At 71.5% G+C, this 16,956-nt stretch carries 19 protein-coding genes; 9 read left to right on the top strand and 10 right to left on the bottom strand.

What is annotated here, in order from left to right; all coding sequences use genetic code 11:
* Positions 1–95 precede the first annotated feature (95 nt).
* The 5 genes from KY498_RS05140 to KY498_RS05120 all read left to right on the top strand — a co-directional run bounded on the left by KY498_RS05140 (position 96) and on the right by KY498_RS05120 (position 5,031).
* A complete protein-coding gene (locus KY498_RS05140; RefSeq protein ID WP_005052555.1) occupies positions 96–662 on the top strand; it encodes a LemA family protein in 567 nt (188 codons plus the stop codon).
* A gap of 13 nt (positions 663–675) precedes the next feature.
* Positions 676–1,563 (top strand): M48 family metalloprotease, encoded by an 888-nt coding sequence (locus tag KY498_RS05135; RefSeq protein ID WP_060959793.1) that lies wholly within the window; start codon positions 676–678, stop codon positions 1,561–1,563.
* A 16-nt stretch (positions 1,564–1,579) separates the two neighbouring features.
* Positions 1,580–2,779, top strand: coding sequence for an AI-2E family transporter (locus tag KY498_RS05130; RefSeq protein ID WP_191008354.1), 1,200 nt, complete (start codon positions 1,580–1,582; stop codon positions 2,777–2,779).
* A complete protein-coding gene (ilvA, locus tag KY498_RS05125) occupies positions 2,776–4,002 on the top strand; it encodes a threonine ammonia-lyase (protein ID WP_191008355.1) in 1,227 nt (408 codons plus the stop codon). Before KY498_RS05130 ends, ilvA begins: the two co-directional genes overlap by 4 nt.
* A gap of 147 nt (positions 4,003–4,149) precedes the next feature.
* A complete protein-coding gene (locus KY498_RS05120; protein ID WP_191008356.1) occupies positions 4,150–5,031 on the top strand; it encodes a hypothetical protein in 882 nt (293 codons plus the stop codon).
* A 90-nt stretch (positions 5,032–5,121) separates the two neighbouring features.
* Here KY498_RS05120 and greA read toward each other — a convergent pair whose 3' ends face one another.
* Together greA and KY498_RS05110 are read right to left on the bottom strand one after the other, a co-directional pair.
* Positions 5,122–5,646, bottom strand: coding sequence for a transcription elongation factor GreA (gene greA / locus KY498_RS05115; protein WP_191008357.1), 525 nt, complete (start codon positions 5,644–5,646; stop codon positions 5,122–5,124).
* Between the two features lie 107 nt (positions 5,647–5,753).
* Positions 5,754–6,158 carry a DUF4307 domain-containing protein gene (locus tag KY498_RS05110; RefSeq protein WP_082734118.1) on the bottom strand — a complete coding sequence of 135 codons (405 nt, stop codon included), beginning with the start codon at positions 6,156–6,158 and terminating at the stop codon, positions 5,754–5,756.
* A 63-nt stretch (positions 6,159–6,221) separates the two neighbouring features.
* On the opposite strand from KY498_RS05110, the gene KY498_RS05105 reads away from it, so the two are divergent.
* Positions 6,222–6,536 (top strand): hypothetical protein, encoded by a 315-nt coding sequence (locus KY498_RS05105; protein WP_061782553.1) that lies wholly within the window; start codon positions 6,222–6,224, stop codon positions 6,534–6,536.
* Between the two features lie 25 nt (positions 6,537–6,561).
* Here the strand turns inward: KY498_RS05105 and KY498_RS05100 are convergent, their stop codons facing one another.
* Positions 6,562–7,266: a hemolysin III family protein gene (locus KY498_RS05100; RefSeq protein WP_060959231.1), complete on the bottom strand. Its 705-nt coding sequence runs from the start codon at positions 7,264–7,266 to the stop codon at positions 6,562–6,564.
* A 121-nt stretch (positions 7,267–7,387) separates the two neighbouring features.
* On the opposite strand from KY498_RS05100, the gene KY498_RS05095 reads away from it, so the two are divergent.
* The 3 genes from KY498_RS05095 (at position 7,388) to KY498_RS05085 (ending at position 10,945) form a co-directional block, all read left to right on the top strand.
* On the top strand, positions 7,388–8,173 hold the full coding sequence (locus KY498_RS05095) for an isoprenyl transferase (RefSeq protein ID WP_060959232.1): 786 nt from the start codon (positions 7,388–7,390) through the stop codon (positions 8,171–8,173).
* Positions 8,174–8,204: 31 nt separating this feature from the next.
* Positions 8,205–9,425, top strand: a complete 1,221-nt coding sequence (locus KY498_RS05090) for an aminotransferase class V-fold PLP-dependent enzyme (protein ID WP_191008358.1) — start codon at positions 8,205–8,207, stop codon at positions 9,423–9,425.
* 164 nt (positions 9,426–9,589) lie between these two features.
* Positions 9,590–10,945, top strand: coding sequence for a PhoH family protein (locus KY498_RS05085; protein WP_061782551.1), 1,356 nt, complete (start codon positions 9,590–9,592; stop codon positions 10,943–10,945).
* Positions 10,946–10,966: 21 nt separating this feature from the next.
* Here the strand turns inward: KY498_RS05085 and KY498_RS05080 are convergent, their stop codons facing one another.
* From KY498_RS05080 to xseA, 7 genes are all read right to left on the bottom strand, one after another.
* Positions 10,967–11,623 (bottom strand): response regulator transcription factor, encoded by a 657-nt coding sequence (locus KY498_RS05080; protein ID WP_060959235.1) that lies wholly within the window; start codon positions 11,621–11,623, stop codon positions 10,967–10,969.
* Positions 11,620–12,624: a cell wall metabolism sensor histidine kinase WalK gene (locus tag KY498_RS05075; protein WP_223848897.1), complete on the bottom strand. Its 1,005-nt coding sequence runs from the start codon at positions 12,622–12,624 to the stop codon at positions 11,620–11,622. Before KY498_RS05075 ends, KY498_RS05080 begins: the two co-directional genes overlap by 4 nt.
* A gap of 36 nt (positions 12,625–12,660) precedes the next feature.
* On the bottom strand, positions 12,661–14,058 hold the full coding sequence (locus KY498_RS05070) for an aspartate ammonia-lyase (RefSeq protein ID WP_191008359.1): 1,398 nt from the start codon (positions 14,056–14,058) through the stop codon (positions 12,661–12,663).
* Between the two features lie 70 nt (positions 14,059–14,128).
* Positions 14,129–14,779, bottom strand: a complete 651-nt coding sequence (locus tag KY498_RS05065) for a carbonic anhydrase (protein WP_101306035.1) — start codon at positions 14,777–14,779, stop codon at positions 14,129–14,131.
* Complete coding sequence (locus tag KY498_RS05060) at positions 14,776–15,402, bottom strand: DUF4245 family protein (protein ID WP_060959239.1); 627 nt, start codon at positions 15,400–15,402, stop codon at positions 14,776–14,778. Before KY498_RS05060 ends, KY498_RS05065 begins: the two co-directional genes overlap by 4 nt.
* Positions 15,402–15,632 (bottom strand): exodeoxyribonuclease VII small subunit, encoded by a 231-nt coding sequence (locus KY498_RS05055; RefSeq protein WP_082734119.1) that lies wholly within the window; start codon positions 15,630–15,632, stop codon positions 15,402–15,404. Before KY498_RS05055 ends, KY498_RS05060 begins: the two co-directional genes overlap by 1 nt.
* Before the next feature lies 1 nt (position 15,633).
* A complete protein-coding gene (xseA, locus tag KY498_RS05050) occupies positions 15,634–16,917 on the bottom strand; it encodes an exodeoxyribonuclease VII large subunit (protein WP_191008360.1) in 1,284 nt (427 codons plus the stop codon).
* Between the last annotated feature and the right edge of the window lie 39 nt (positions 16,918–16,956).

Below are 16,956 nucleotides of genomic sequence, written 5' to 3'. Positions count from 1 at the left end.
GGGTGCGCGAGGTGGGGAACGCCTGGGAGTGGGGGTCGGGGCCGACGCGGGACGCCGCGACGCCGATAGGATGAGCCTCAGTCGATGGGAGTCGTATGGAATGGCTGATCCCGGTCCTGATCGTCGTCGCTCTGGTGGTGATCGCCGGAATCTATCTGTGGGCGACGTACAACTCGCTGGTGGCGCTCGGCGTGCGCGTCGACGAGGCCTGGAGCGACATCACCGTGCAGCTCAAGCGTCGCGCCGACCTGCTCCCGAACCTCATCGAGACGGTCAAGGGCTACGCCGCGCATGAGAAGGCGGTCTTCGAGAACGTCACCCGCGCCCGCGCCGAGACCCTCACCGCGGGCTCGCCCGCGGAGGCCGGCGTCGCCGAGGGGCACATGCAGCAGGCGCTGAAGTCGCTGTTCGCCGTGGCGGAGGCCTACCCGCAGCTGCAGGCGAGCCAGAACTTCCTCCAGCTCCAGCAGTCGATCGTCGACACCGAGGACAAGATCCAGGCGTCGCGCCGGTTCTACAACGGTGGTGTGCGCGAGCTCAACACCAAGATCAAGGTGTTCCCGAACAACATGTTCGCCCGGAACCTCGGCTTCCACGAGCGGGAGTTCTTCGAGGTCGTCGACGGCGCCGCCATCGCCGAGCCGCCGCGCATCCAGTTCTGAACGCGCGCGCGGCATGTACTCCGCGATCGCACGCAACAAGCGCAACACCTGGCTGATCCTGGCCGGCTTCGTCGTCGTGCTCGGACTCATCGGTCTCGCCGCCGGCTGGCTGGCGGGCAACAACTGGTGGATCACCGCCTTCGTGCTGCTCGGCTCCGCGGGCTACGCCACGGTGCAGTATTTCGTCGCCGATCGGGAGGCGCTCGCGCTGTCGGGGGCCCAGCCGGTGACGAAGGAGGAGGCCCCCCGCTACCATCGCCTCGTCGAGAACCTCTGCATCTCCACCGGCACCCCCATGCCGGCGCTGTACGTCGTGGAGGATCCCGCCCCCAACGCGTTCGCCACCGGACGCACGCCCGATCGGGCCGCGATCACGGTCACCACCGGGCTGTTCGAGCTCATGACCGACCGTGAGCTGGAGGGCGTGCTCGGCCACGAGCTCGGCCACATCCGCAACTACGACATCCGGGTGTCGCTCGTCGTCTTCGGCCTCGTCGTCGCCGTCGGCCTCGTCGCCGACATCCTGCTGCGCATCGCCTTCTTCGGGGGCGGCCGTCGCGGCGGCAACAACCAGTCGCAGCTGGTCTTCCTGATCTTCGGCGTCGTGGCCGCCATCGTCGCGCCGCTGCTGGCCGCCCTCGTGCAGGCGGCGATCTCCCGCCAGCGCGAGTACCTGGCCGACGCGACGAGCGCGCTGACCACCCGCGACCCCGACGCGCTCGCGTCCGCGCTCGCCAAGCTCGGTGAGTACGGGCGGCCGCTCGCCAAGGCGAACACCTCGATGGCGCACCTGTGGATCAGCGACCCGCTGCGCCCCGGAGCGGTGCAGCGCATGTTCGCGACGCATCCGCCGATCCCCGATCGCATCGCCCGTCTGGAGGAGATGGGCGGACGGTTCTGAGTCTTAGACTGGCGGGATGAGCGGTTCCGACGACACACCCGGCTCCGCACCGCGCGGGTCGTTCCTCGACGCCCTGCGCGAGCGGACGGTCGCCTCGGACATCGACCGCGGACTGCCGCGCGGACTGCGCGTCGCGACCGCCTACGCCTGGCGGTTCGTCGTGATCGCGGCCGCCGCCGGCATCCTCATCTGGCTCGTCATCCAGCTGAAGCTCCTCGTCATCCCGCTGCTCGTCTCCATCCTGATCACGGCGCTGCTCTGGCCCGTGTTCACGTGGATGCTGCGCCGGGGCGTGCCGCGATGGCTCGCGATCGTGATCGCCGTCATCGGCACGATCGGCGTGATCGGGGGGCTCCTGTGGCTCGCCGTCTGGCAGATCACCCGCGAGTGGGCGAGCGTGCAGACGCGCACGACGGAGGCGATCGGCCAGTTCCGCGACTACCTGATCGACGGCCCCCTGCACCTGACCGCCCAGCAGATCGACGACCTCCTCGCGCAGGCGTGGACCTTCCTGCAGCAGCAGGCGGAGCTGCTGTGGTCGGGCGCCCTCGTCGTGGGCTCCACGGTCGGACACGTGGTCACCGGCGCCGTGCTCGCGCTGTTCATCCTGCTGTGCACGCTGGCGGACGGCGCCGGCATCTGGCGGTGGGTCGTGCGGCTCTTCCCGCGCCGCGCGCGCAGCGAGGTCGACGGCGCGGGTCGCGCGGGATGGCGGACGGTCGTCACCTACGCCCGCACCCAGCTGCTGGTCGCGACCATCGACGCGACCGGCATCGCGCTCGGCGCCTTCCTGCTGGGCGTTCCGCTGGCGATCCCGATCGGCGTCCTCGTCTTCCTGGGCGCCTTCGTCCCCTTCGTCGGCGCGATCGTCACCGGAGCGCTGGCCGTCTTCCTCGCCCTCGTCTACAACGGACCGTGGATCGCGCTGTGGATGCTGGTGGTGGTGCTCGCCGTCCAGCAGCTGGAGGGACACGTCCTGCAGCCGCTGCTGATGGGGTCCGCCGTCAAGGTGCACCCGCTGGCCGTGGTCCTCGTCGTCACCGGGGGAGCCATGATCGCCGGCATCCCGGGCGCCCTCTTCGCGGTGCCCCTCGCCGCCTTCGTCAACGTCGTCGCCGTCTATCTGGGGCGTCGAACCGAGAACGGGGCGCTGCCACCCGACAGCGCCGACCTCATCTGGAGCACCGTTCCCCGCAGCAGGAAGAAGACCGCGTGACCCTCCCGACCCTGGCGGAACTCGAGGACGCCGCCGCCGTCCTCCGCGACGTCATCGTGAAGACCCCCTTCGACGTCTCCGAGCACCTCACGGAGGTGCTGGGTGCGCCGGTGTACCTCAAGCTCGAGAACCTCCAGCGCACCGGATCGTTCAAGATCCGCGGCGCGACCTACCGTCTGTCGCGGCTGAGCGCGGAGGAGCGTGCGCGCGGCGTCGTCGCCGCCTCGGCGGGAAACCACGCCCAGGGCGTCGCACTGGCCGCCCAGAAGCTCGGCATCCCGGCGACGATCTTCATGCCACTCGGCGTCCCGGTGCCCAAGCTGCTCGCCACCCGCGGCTACGGCGCCGAGGTGGTGCTGGAGGGGGCGACGGTCGAGACGCCGCTGCGCCTCGCCGCAGAGTTCGCCGAGCGCACCGGCGCCGTGATGATCCACCCCTACGACCACCGCGATGTCATCGTCGGTCAGGGGACACTGGGCCTGGAGGTCTGGGATGCCGTGCCCGACCTCGACACCGTCGTGGTCGGCATCGGCGGGGGAGGCCTGATCGCGGGCGTCGCCGCCGCGGTGAAGGCCCGCGCCGCGCTCGAGGGCCGCACGGTCCGGGTGATCGGCGTGCAGGCGGAGAACTCCGCCGCCTATCCGTCCTCTCTCGCCGCGGGGGTGCCCCTCACGGTCGACACGACCCCGACGATCGCGGACGGCATCGCCGTCGCGCGCCCCGGAGACGTGCCCTTCGAGGTGATCAGCGAGCTGGTCGACGAGGTCGTGACGGTCAGCGACGACGACATCGCGCGGGCCCTGCTGGTGCTGCTCGAACGCGCGAAGCAGGTCGTCGAGCCCGCCGGAGCCGTCGGCGTGGCCGCGATCCTGGCCGGGAAGATCATCGCGAGCGGGCCGACCGCCGTGATCCTGTCGGGCGGCAACATCGACCCGCTGCTGCTGCAGCGTGTCGTGGCGCACGGACTCGCGGCATCCGGTCGGTACATGACGCTGCAGGTGCCGCTGCCGGATCGTCCGGGCCAGCTCGCGCGGGTGTCGGAGCTGCTGGCGATCGCCGGCGCGAACGTGATCGAGGCGCTGCACACGCGTCACGGCCAGGGGCTGCAGATCAGCGAGGTGATCCTCCAGCTCAGCGTCGAGACGCGCGGTCAGGAGCACCGCGCCCACGTCATCAGCGTGCTCGAGGAAGCGGGCTTCCGCCCCCGCGTCGCGCAGGACTGAGCCTCTCCGTGAGTTTCGGTCGCCTCACACGCCCGAAACGCGCGTGGATGCCGTTTCGGGCGCTCGAAGCGACCGAAACGCGGGCCGCGGGGCGGCTCCTGTGGACGGGGAGAGATGGGGCGGGGGATGCTGCGGCATCCTCGAGTCATGTCCGAGCTGCCGCGCGCGTTCACCGTCGCTCACGCGCGCGCCCAGGGGACCGCGCCGTCGGCGCTGCGCTCGCGTGCGCGGTGGGCGCGTCCGTTCCGCGGCCTGCGCGCCGCGGTCGACGCGACGTGGGTCGACGTGACCCGGGCCCGCGTCGCGGCGGCGGGGGAGGGCGTCTTCGTGTTCGGCCCCAGCGCCCTGCGGCTATGGGGGCTCGACCTCCCCGCGCCTTACGCCGACGACGGACTTCTGCACCTGGCGGTGCCGCGTCCAGGACGGGCTCCGCGCGGCGAGGGTGTGGTGGGGGTCGGCGTCGGCATCGATCCGGTGCTCTGCACCTGGCGGCTCGGCATCCGGGTCACGACGCCCGCACGGACGTGGGTCGATCTCGCGCGGATGCTGTCCGTTCCGGCGCTCGTCGCCGTCGCCGACCGGCTGTGTCTGCCCGAGCTCGACGCGTGCACCATCCGCGAGCTGCGGGTCGCGCTCGACCTGTCGCCGCGGGTGCGCGGCGCCGCGCGCCTGCGTGCCGCGTGGCCGCTCGTGGTGCCCGGGGCGGAGTCGTACCCGGAGTCGCAGATCCGGGTCTCGCTGGAGACCGCGGGTCTGCCGCGACCGCTCGTGAACGCCGAGATCCGCGACGGCCGAGACCTGGTGGCGCGCGTCGACCTGCTCTTCGCGCCCTGGGGCGTGGTCGTGGAGTACGAAGGGGCCCATCATGCCGATGACCGGCGCCAGTGGCGCCGCGACCTCACCCGGATCGGGGAGCTGCAGCGCCTGGGCTACATCGTCGAGCGCGCGCACGCCGACGACCTGCGCGATCCGGCGCGGCTGATCGCGCGCGTCCGCACGCACCTCGAGCGCCGCGGCTGGCGCGGCTAGCGGCCCGTGCCGACGAGTTTCGGTCGCCTCACGCGCCCGAAACGCGCGCGGATGCCGTTTCGGACGCTCGAAGCGCCCGAAACGTCGGCGTCACTGACCGTTGTAGGTCTCGACCTTGACGATCTCGACGGCGATCTCGCGGCCGTTGGGGGCCGTGTACGAGGTCTTCTCGCCCTCGGACAGGCCCAGGATGGCCGCGCCGAGGGGCGACGCCTCGCTGTAGACGTCGAGCTCCGAACCGGCCGCGATCTCGCGGCTGCCGAGCAGGAACACCTCTTCGCCGCCGGCGACGATCGCGGTGACGACGGTGCCGCCCTTGACGGTGCCGTCAGACTCCGGCGCCTCGCCGACGACGGCATCCTTCAGGAGGGCCTGGAGGGTGCGGATGCGCGCCTCCTGCTTGCCCTGCTCGTCCTTGGCGGCGTGATAGCCGCCGTTCTCCTTGAGGTCGCCCTCTTCGCGGGCGGCCTCGATGCGCTTGGCGATCTCTTCGCGACCCGTCGTCGACAGGTGCTCGAGCTCGGCGGCGAGCCGGTCGTAGGCGTCCTGGGTGAGGAAGGTCTCCGTGTTCTCGGGCACGTCGTCTCCTTGTCGATGAGCGTGGTCGTTGACCATTGTCGGAGCGGCCGCTCGGCGGGACGGCGGCTTCGAGGAGAAGCGCCGTCGGTGCGGGCCTAAGCCAAACGCCCCGGCAGCTGCCAGGGCGCGTGTGTCGGATCAGCCTACGGGATCCAGCACGACGGGACCAAACCGGTCGTCGCCTCGGCCGTCGTCGCGACGGTCTCCGAGAAGCTCCGGCTGTGCGCGTCGTCGGCGGGGTAGGAGACGACCTTCCACCCGACGATACCGTGCTCGGTGTCCTGCGCCTCGATCACGCAGTCGACCGCGGCACCGCGCGGCAGGGTGAGCTGGAAGTCGACCGTCACGCTGTGCGCGTCGTCGAGGTGGAACGCGGTCACATCGATGTCCACGGACTGCGCAGCCTGCGCGTAGGTGCTCCACCCGAAGTAGCCGACCACGGCGATCGCGAGCGCTCCGACGCCGATCCAGGCCCACCGGCGCCCGCGGATGCCGCGTCCGCGTCCGTAGCGGTCGTCGAGCTCCTGCTGCGTGCGCATCGCGGTCATGACACTTCCCGAGGTTCTAGGCTGGACTTCCAGGCTAAGCGCTCCGCGCGGAACAGAGGAACGATGCACGCACTGACGGTCGCACTCGCGAGCGTCGCCGCCGAGGCGACGCCCACCCCGACGATGACGGTCGATCCGGATGTCGTCACGCCGGGATTCGCGGGCTTCGTCGCCATCGCCCTGTTGTCGGTCGTCGTCATCTTCCTCATCGTCGACATGCTCCGCCGCATCCGCCGGGCGGGATACCGCTCCGAGATCGCCGAGGAGCTCGACGCCCACGAGCGCGACGCCGCGGCCGCGGCCTCCGACGCGCAGGCCCGGGCCGCCGTCGAGGCGAGCGACACCGACGACCAGGACATCGACCCGCCGTCGCGCTGACCGCGTCCGTCGCGCGCGGCGGCGCTCAGCCGGCCGCGCCGAGCGAGGGGGCGAGCGGATCGAGAGCGATCAGCAGGCACGCCGTCCAGTGGCACAGGAACGCCAGCACCGTGCACACGTGGAAGATCTCGTGGAAGCCGAAGTGGCCGGGCCACGGGTTCGGCTTCTTGAGCGCGTAGACGACGGCGCCGGCGGTGTACAGGAGCCCTCCGACGATGACGAGGATCATCATCGCCAGGTTCGCCGCCATCAGGTCGCCGAGGTACATCACGGCCGCCCAGCCCAGCAGCAGGTAGAGCGCGACGTACAGCCAGCGGGGCGCGTGGATCCAGAAGACGCGGAACAGGATGCCGAGAAGGGCACCGGACCATACGAGCACGAGCAGCAGCGCGCCCTTGCCGGGGGGCAGTGCGAGCACCGCGATCGGCGTGTAGGTGCCGGCGATCAGCAGGAGGATGTTCGCGTGGTCGATGCGCTTGAGGACGGCCTTCGTCGTCGGGCCCCAGTTGAAGCGGTGGTACAGCGCCGAGTTCCCGAACAGGAGCAGCGAGGTCGCCATGAACACCGCGGCGGCCCACTTCGCCGGAGCACCCTGCGCGAGGACGATGAGCACGACACCCGCGGCGATCGCCACGGGGAAGGTGCCCGCGTGGATCCAGCCGCGCCACGACGGCTTCAGCTCCACCTGAGCGCCGACGGATGCCGCTTCGATGAGGGGAAGCTGAGGCATGTCCGCGCCGTCGGAGGCTGCGTGTCGGGTCACGGTGCTGAGCCTACGCGCCCGCGTATGCCGGCTCGTGCACATAGCGCCTGCGCGAGACGACGGCGGTGCGCGCGGTAGCGTAGTCGCCGTGACACCCACCGGTTCGGGCGAGGGGCGCGGGTTCCTCTATCGCCTCTACAGTTCGCGCCTGCGACGTGAGTTGACCCCCGACACCGTTCCGCACCACGTGGCGATGATGATCGACGGCAACCGCCGCTGGGCACGCCAGGCGGGTTTCACCACGGTCGCCCACGGTCACCGCGCCGGGGCCGCGAAGATGCACGAGTTCCTGCGCTGGTGCGATGACCTCGGCATCCGCGTCGTCTCGCTCTACCTGCTGTCCACGGACAACCTCACCAAGCGCGACTCGCAGGAGCTCGCCGACCTCATCGAGATCATCGCCGAACTGGCCGATGAGCTGTCGCACGAACCCGGCTGGCGGGTGCAGCACGTCGGGCGCGCCGAGGTCCTCCCGGCCGATCTCGCCCGGGTGCTGCGGACGGCGGAGGAGCGGACCGCCGGCAACACCGGGCTGCACGTCAATCTCGCCGTCGGCTACGGCGGGCGCGGGGAGATCGTGGATGCGGTGCGCAGCATCATCGCGCAGCATCACGAGCGCGGCGGCTCGCTCGAAGAGCTGGCGGCCAGCCTCACGCCGGAGCAGATCGGCGAGCACCTCTACACGGGTGGCCAGGCCGACCCGGACCTCGTCATCCGCACCTCCGGCGAGCAGCGGCTGAGCGATTTCCTCCTCTGGCAGTCGGCCCACTCGGAGTTCTACTTCGTGGAGGCGCTGGGACCGGACCTGCGCGAGGTCGACTTCCTCCGCGCCATCCGCGACTACGCCACCCGCGACCGCCGTTACGGCGGCTGAGCACCCGGCCCCGCGCACGGCGCGTGGGACAATGGCAGACGTGAACGACCTGGAGCCCTACCTCGAGACCTTCGACAGCGCGACGGGATACCTCGACTGGGCGGCCTTCGGTCCGCTGTCCCCGGCGGTGCGGGCGGAGATGCTCGCCGACGCCGAGCTGCTCGGCAGCGGACGGCGCTCGAGCATCGATCTCGTGACCGCGCGCGTGACCGAGGCGCGCGGTCTGGTGGCGGGCGTCCTCGGATGCGCGCCCGAGGAGGTCGTGCTGCAGCCGTCGACGACCCACGGCCTGTTCCATACGATGCAGGGCCTCACCGGCACGGTGGTCGTCTCCGCGCAGGACTTCCCGTCGCTCCGGGTCACCGCTCGGCGCGCCCAGGACGCGCGCGGCCTGCTCAGCGTGCGGGAGATCGACCCGATCGACGGCATCGTGACGGTGGATGCCGTCGCGGCGGCGCTCGACGACGACGTGACGGCCGTGGGCGTGAGCCTCGTCGACTTCCGGACGGGCGCCCTCGCCGACCTCGCGGCGCTGCGCGAGCTCATCGGTGACCGTCTGCTCATCGTCGACGCGATTCAGGGATTCGGGGTCACCGAGGCGGACTGGGCCGCTGCCGACGTCGTCTGCGCGAACGGCTACAAGTGGCTGCGCGCGGGCCGGGGCACGGGCTTCGCGCGCTTCTCGGACCGCGCCCGGGAGCGCATCGAACCCGTCCTGTCGGGGATCTCCGGGATGCAGGGGGATGCCACGACTCCGGGCGTGCCCGCGCCCCTCGTGACCGCGGCGGCGTACCAGGTCGCTCCCACCGACCCCCTCGCGGCCGGCCGCCTCGCGGCGGCGCTGCGCGAGATGACGGATGCCGGCATCCCCGCGATCGCCCAGGAGCTGCGCGCGCGTGCACGCGACGTGATGGATCTCGCCGACCGTTACGCGGTACCGGTGCTGACCCCCCGCGACCGGCACGCCGGCATCGTCACCCTCCAGCCCGCCGCGCACGACGCCGCCGCGCTCGCGGCCGCCCTCGCGAACCACGGTGTGACGGTGACCGCGCGCGGCGCCACCATCCGCGTGTCGCCGCACGTGGGCACCGGTGCCGACAGCCTGCGTCTGCTCGGCGACGCCCTCGCCGAGGTGGCCGCCACGCGTGTCGTCATCGACGCCGCGCCGGGAGCGCTCGCGCTCTCCGAGGCGGACATCGTCCCGGCGCCGCCGGCGCTGGCCGACGCCGTCGGCTCCGACACCGCGAATTAACACGCCGGACACCGCAGCGCGGCGTGTCGTGGATGACGTCGGCGCGTCGCCCGCCGTACGGTCATCACATCGGGCAAGGCGCCCGGTCGAGTCGGCCTCATCACGACTCGTGGCCACGGTCGACTCGAGACTGCCGGGTGCTCCACCCGGGGCGGGAGTGAGTTGTGACCACACGGGCTTCACTGCAGCAACGCCGGATCGATGACGTCGCCGAGGAGGTCGCGGACACGGATCTGCGCACCTACGTCCTCGACACCTCGGTCCTGCTGAGCGATCCGCGGGCTTTCTTCCGCTTCGCCGAACATTCGGTCGTCGTGCCGGTCGTCGTCGTCACCGAGCTCGAAGGCAAGCGCCACGACCCGGAGATCGGCTACTTCGCGCGGCAGGCACTCCGTCACCTCGACGAGCTGCGGGTCGAGCACGGCAGACTCGACTTCCCCGTGCCCGTCGGCGAGGGCGGCACCCTGCGCGTCGAGCTCACCAACACCGACCCCTCCGTGCTGCCCGCGGGCATGCGCCTGGGCGACAACGACACCCGCATCCTCGCCGTGGCGATGCACCTGGCCCAGGAGGGTCAGGAGGTGACCGTCGTCTCGAAGGACCTGCCCATGCGGGTGAAGGCGGCGTCCCTCGGCATCCCGGCGGAGGAGTACCTCGCCGAACAGGCGGTCGACAGCGGGTGGACCGGCATCGCGGACATCGCCGTATCGGGCGACGACATCAGCGACCTCTACGAGAGCGAGGTCGCCACGAGCGAAGAGGTGCGCGGGTTCCCGGTCAACACGGGGCTCGTCATCCACTCCGAGCGCGGCTCCGCCCTCGGGCGCGTCACCGGCGACGGGGCGTTCCGCCTGGTGCGCGGCGACCGCGACGTCTTCGGCCTGCACGGGCGCAGCGCCGAGCAGCGCATCGCCATCGACCTGCTTCTCGACCCCGAGGTGGGCATCGTCTCGCTCGGCGGTCGCGCCGGCACCGGCAAGTCGGCCCTCGCGCTCTGCGCGGGACTGGAGGCCGTGCTGGAACGGCAGCAGCAGAAGAAGATCATCGTCTTCCGCCCGCTGTTCGCCGTCGGCGGTCAGGAGCTGGGCTACCTGCCGGGCGATCAGGCCGAGAAGATGAACCCGTGGGGGCAGGCCGTGTTCGACACGCTCGGCTCCGTCGTGTCGGGCAACGTCCTCGAGGAGGTCGTCGCGCGCGGGATGCTGGAGGTGCTTCCCCTCACGCACATCCGCGGACGCTCGCTGCACGACGCGTTCGTGATCGTCGACGAGGCGCAGTCCCTCGAGCGCAACGTGCTGCTGACGGTCCTCAGCCGCATCGGGCAGAACTCCCGCGTGGTGCTCACCCACGACGTCGGGCAGCGCGACAACCTGCGGGTGGGCCGCCACGACGGCATCGCCTCGGTCATCGAGACGCTCAAGGGCCACGGCCTCTTCGGCCACGTGACCCTCGTCCGCTCGGAGCGCTCGGCGATCGCCGCGCTCGTCACCGACCTGCTGGAGCAGGGCGAGCTGAGCTGAACCCCGCGGGCGCGGCGGGGGCTACTCCCAGCGGTAGCCCTCGCCGCGCACCGTCACGATGTGCTCGGCGCCGAGCTTCGCCCGCAGATACCGGACGTACACGTCGACCACGTTCGAGCCGGGGTCGAAGTCCAGACCCCAGATGCGGCTGAGCAGCGTCTCGCGGGTGAGCACCTCGCCCGGATGCCGCAGGAACTGCTCCGCCAGCGCGAACTCCCGAGCCGAGAGGTCGACCTCGCGCCCCGCCACGGTCGTGCGTCGCGCGAGCAGGTCCAGACTGACGTCGCCCTGCGTCAGCACCATGACGATCGTGCCGGTGCGCTCCCGCAGACGCGAGCGTACCCGTGCCATGAGCTCCGCCAGCGAGAACGGCTTCGGCACGTAGTCGCTGGCCCCGGCATCCAACCCGTCGACGGCGTCGCGTGCCGAGCTGCGGGCGGTGAGCATGATCACCGGCACGGTCGCGCCGTCCGCGCGCAGATGCCGCAGCACCTCGAACCCGTCCATCGTGGGAAGGCCCACGTCGAGGATCACGAGATCGATGTCGCCGCGCAGCGCCCGTTCCAGGCCGGCCGGACCGTCGTCGCACGCGACGCTCTCATGACCCTCGGCCGCCAGGGCGCGCGACACCATGGACACGATGTGCGGTTCGTCGTCGACGATGAGGATGCGGGTCATCCGGAGGCCTCCCGTTGTTGGACGACATCCCCCGCGCGCACGGGCGTCGGGAGGGTCGCCTGCGTGCCGATGGGGATCTCGATGGTGAACGTCGCGCCGCCTCCCGGCGTGTCGGCGACGGTGCAGTGACCGGCGTGGGCGCGCGCGATCGTGTCGACGATCGCCAGCCCCAGCCCCGATCCGCCCACCGCGCGCTTGCCGGTGCCCCGATCGAAGCGGCGGAAGATGCGATGCCGCAATGACGGCGGGATGCCGGGGCCGTGGTCGCGCACCCACAGCTGCGCGCCGGACGGGTGCACGGCACTGCCGATCTCGATGGGGGAGTCGGACGGCGTGTACTTGGCTGCGTTGTCCGCCAGTTGCAGCCACGCTTGCAGAAGACGGTCGTGGTCGCCGTGGATGATGCCCGCCGCGCGCTGTTCGACGCTCCAGCCGTGGCCGCCGATCACCGTGACGAGCTCGGCGACGCGCTGGGTGAGCGCCGCCAGATCGACGTCGCCCATCGTGAAGCTGTCGCTCTCCACCGCCGCCAGCAGATCGATGTCGCCGATCAGCCGCGTCATGCGATCCAGCTCGGCGATGCCGAGGGTCCGGGTGGACGCCACGTCGGCGGGGTCCGCGGCATCCATCAACTCGAGGTGTCCCCGCACGATCGTGATCGGCGTCTTCAGCTCGTGGCGCACGTCGTCGAGCAGTCGGCGCTGCGCGTCGAAGAGCGCGTCGGGGGTGTCGAGACCCTCGGGGAGTTCGGGGAGATCGGGAGGGCGACGCGGATCCGCGTCGACGAGGAACCAGCCGACGACCGCCGTCGCGGCCAGGGTGAGGACCGCGGCGGTAGCGAAGACGCCGACGTCCGCCCAGGTCGTCTCGGTGCCCGTGGCCGCGTGCAGCAGGAGCAGGGCCAGCGCGGTGAACGCGAATCCGCCGGTCACGACGGCGAGCAGCACCGCCAGCGTGCGCGCGCGACGTCCCGTACGGGCGGTGCTGGCGGCGCGGTTCACCCTCTGATTATCGACCCGGGATCGAGGCGGCCGCGATCAGCCCGGGTGCGTCATCGAGAGCAGGTCGAGCTTGGCGTCGAGCTGCTCCTCCGTCAGCTCGCCGCGCTCGACGTAGCCGAGGTCGATGACGGCCTCGCGCACCGTGATGCCCTTGGCGACGGCGTGCTTGGCGATCTTCGCCGCGGCCTCGTACCCGATCAGCTTGTTCAGCGGCGTCACGATCGACGGCGACATCCCCGCGAAGGCGGCGGCGCGGTCGAGGTTCGCCTGCAGGCCGTCGATCGTCTTGTCGGCCAGCACGCGCATCGCGTTGGACAGCAGCCGGATCGACTCCAGCAGGGCGGTGCCCATGACGGGGATCGCGACGTTGAGCTCGAACGAGCCCGACGCCCCGGCCCAGGCGACCGTGGCGTCGTTGCCGATCACCCGGGCACACACCATGAGCGTGGCCTCGGGTACGACGGGGTTGACCTTTCCGGGCATGATCGACGAGCCCGGCTGCAGGTCGGGGATGTGCAGCTCCCCGAGTCCCGTGTTGGGGCCGGAGCCCATCCACCGCAGGTCGTTGTTGATCTTCGTGAGCGACACCGCGATCGTGCGCAGCGCGCCGGAGGCCTCGACGAGCCCGTCGCGGTTGGCCTGGGCCTCGAAGTGGTCCTTCGCCTCCGTGATCGGCAGCTCGGTCTCCTCGGCCAGCAGCGCGATGACCTTCTGCGGGAAGCCGAGCGGGGTGTTGATGCCGGTACCCACGGCGGTGCCGCCCAGCGGGACCTCGCCCACGCGGGGGAGCACCGCGCGCACCCGCTCGATGCCGAGGCGGATCTGGCGGGCGTAGCCGCCGAACTCCTGGCCGAGGGTCACCGGCGTCGCATCCATCAGGTGCGTGCGGCCGGACTTCACGGCGTCCTTCCACAGCTCCGCCTTCGCCTCGAGCGCGACCGCCAGGTGGTCCAGCGCCGGGATGAGGTCGTCGATGAGGGCCTGCGTGACCGCGATGTGCACCGATGTCGGGAAGACGTCGTTGGACGACTGCGACGCGTTGACGTGGTCGTTCGGGTGCACCGGGGCACCGAGCTTCTGCGTCGCGAGGGAGGCCAGCACCTCGTTCATGTTCATGTTCGAGGAGGTGCCCGAGCCGGTCTGGTAGGTGTCGACCGGGAAGTGCGCGTCGTAGCGGCCCGTGATGACGTCATCGGCGGCGGCGGCGATCGCATCGGCGATCGCGCCGTCCATGGTGCCGAGCTCCTTGTTCGCGAGGGCGGCCGCCTTCTTGATGCGGGCGAGCGCGGCGATCTGGGTCGACTCGAGTCCCGTCCCCGAGATCGGGAAGTTCTCCACGGCGCGCTGCGTCTGCGCGGCGTACAGCGCGTCCTTGGGGACGCGCACCTCACCCATCGTGTCGTGCTCGATGCGGTACTCGGTGGTCTCGGTCATTGCGGTCACGTCCTCGTTTCCTGTGCGTGTTCTGTTGTGGTGATGTCGGGCGGGGCGCGGGCGGGACCGGTCAGGCCTCGTCGAGTCCGACCGTGACGTGCGGCACGGCGGTGCCCTCGCTCAGCCGGTAGTTGGCCCCGACGATGCCCAGTCGTCCCTCGGCCACGGCCTCGGCGATCAGCCGCGAGGAGGCGAGGAGGTCGTCGACCGTGTTCTTGAGGTGTTCGCGGCCGACCTCCTCGGCATCCAGCGTGCGCGGGTCGACGTCGCCGCCGGCGTCGCGCAGCACGGTTCGCGCCGCCGGCACGATGCGGGCGATCAGGCGCCAGATGTGCGAGGGCAGCTCGGGCGAGCCGAGGGCCGTCGAGTCGATGGCGGCGCGCACCGCCCCGCACGCGTCGTGGGCGAGCACGATGATCAACGACACATCGAGCGCCGCGACGGCATACTCCAGGCTGGCGATCGCCGAATCGGAGGCCACCTGTCCGGCGTTGCGGACCACGAACAGATCGCCGAGGCCCTGGTCGAAGATGATCTCGGCCGCCAGGCGCGAGTCCGCGCATCCGAACAGCGCGGCGCGCGGGGTCTGCGCGGCCGCGAGCTCGTTGCGGCGCTCGACGTCCTGACGGGGGTGGCGGGGCTCTCCCGCCACGAAGCGCTCATTGCCTTCGCGCATCTCGGCCCAGACGGTCGCGGGCGTCGGGCGGGTCGTCGTGCTCATCGCGTCTCCTCGCGCAGGGTGCGGATCTGGTCGGTCACGCCGGTGGCGGCGACCGCGGCGGTGGGGGCGTCGGTGGCCCCGTAGATGAGGACCGTGTCGGTGCCGGCCGCCGTCGAGAGGGCGTAGGAGACCGTGTCGGTGCGTGCCGACGCCGGGATCGTGTACTCGTCCCAGACGATGCCGTCGATCGTGACGCTCCCCGTCGGGGCGAAGCCCCCGAGCACCTTCGATGCCCACGTCGGGTCGGCGTCGATGCCCTGCGCGATGCGGATGTAGCCGGTCGGCGGCGCGTAGACGATGCGCCACATCGAGCCCTCGAGACGCGCGGAGTTGGCGCGCCAGTCCTGCGGCACCGTGGGAACGAGCAGGGTGTGCTCCAGCGATGCCGATGCGCTCTGCGCGGATGCCGCCACGTCGGCCTCTTCGGGGTCGGGCAGCGACCCGCGGGGCACGCCGAAGTACACGACGGCGACGACCGCCATCGTCACGAGCAGTGCGGCGACGAGGTTGCGGAACGTCTTGCTCTGCCGATAGGCGCGGGATGCCGCAGCCTTGCGGTCGGCGGTCTCGTCGGGCGTCTCGGGGCGACCGAGCTCGGCGACGATGCGGGGACCGGCGGCCATCACGACTCCGCGTCCGCCGGACGAGCGGCATCGAGCAGGCGCTTGGCGCCCAGGAGCCACTCCTCGCAGCGGGCTGCGAGCGCCTCTCCCCGCGTCCAGAGCGCGAGGGAGTGCTCGAGGGTCGGGGCGCCCTGCTCGAGTTCGGCGACGACGCGGACGAGCTCGTCGCGTGCCTGCTCGAACGAGAGATCGGCGACGTCGGCGGCCGTGTCGCTGGTCATGGCGTCCATTCTAGGACGCCGCCCCGACGTCTTCGGCGACGGGTCCCTCCGATCGCGCAGCGAACGATCCCTCCGCGACGGTGACCGTGACCGACGCCCCCGCCGGGGCCTGAGCGGCGTCCCGGACGATGACGCCGCCGTCCAGGTGCGCGATCGCATATCCGCGCGACAGCGTCGCCCCGGGCGACAGCGCGCGCAGCGAGGCCCGCAGCTGTGCGGTCGTCCGGTCGGCGGCATCCAGGCGCCGCGTCACGACGTCGCGACCGCGCGACACGAGCGTCCACAGCTCGTGCGAGCGCGGCGTGAGCAGCGACTCGGGGGAGCGCAGCACCGGCCGCGAGCGCAGCTGCTCCAGCTGGGCGATGTCGTGCGAGATCCGCTGGGTGAGACGGGTGCGGGCGCGCGTGCGCAGCTGCTGCACGAGCGCGCGCTGCTCCGACACGTCGGGGACGACCTTCTTCGCGGCATCCGTGGGGGTGGAGGCGCGCAGGTCGGCGACGTCGTCGAGGAGCGGGTGATCGTTCTCGTGCCCGATCGCCGAGACGACAGGGGTGGATGCCGCGGCCACCGCTCGCACCAGACGCTCGTCGCTGAAGCCGAGGAGGGTCTGGGGGTCGCCGCCGCCGCGGGCGATCACGATGACGTCCACCTCGGGGTCGGCGTCCAGCGCGGCCAGCGCGGCGATCGTCTCCGGCACGCAGCGTTCGCCCTGCACCGCGGCGTGGATCGTGCGGAAGCGCACCTCCGGCCAGCGCAGCTCGGCGTTGCGGTGCACGTCCTTCTCGGCGTCACTGCGCTCACCCGTGATGAGCCCGACGACGTGCGGGAGGAACGGGATGCGCTTCTTGCGCGCGGGGTCGAACAGCCCCTCGCTCCGCAGCCGGGTGCGCAGTCGCTCCAGCCGTTCGAGCTGGTCTCCCAGGCCCGTGTGCCGCATGGCCGACACCGTGAAGGTGAAATCGCCCGTCTTGACGAAGAAGTCGCTCTTGACGCACGCGACCACCAGGTCGCCCACCTTCACGTCGTCCTGCAGCCGCTGGAGCGTCGATGACCACAGGCGGAAGGAGATCATCGCGTCGCCGTTGGCGTCCTTCAGGCGGCCGAAGACGTGACCGCCGCGGAGGTTCCACGCCGTGATCTCGCCTTCGACCCACACCGAGCCCCAGGTCGACACGAAGCCGCGGATCGTCTCGTTCAGCCGCGACACGGAGGTCGGCGCGTCGGCGCGGGAATCGCGCGGGGCCACGGCATCCGGCGGAGCGACCTCACCGGGAGCGGACGCGAACGAAGCCATCGCTGCCTTTCCGCCGCGCGCATGCGGCCCTCACTCAGC

The sequence above is a fragment of the Microbacterium sp. PAMC21962 genome (genome assembly GCF_019443465.1).
GTDB lineage: Bacteria > Actinomycetota > Actinomycetes > Actinomycetales > Microbacteriaceae > Microbacterium > Microbacterium hominis.
This window is presented reverse-complemented; position numbering and strand designations above follow the sequence as displayed.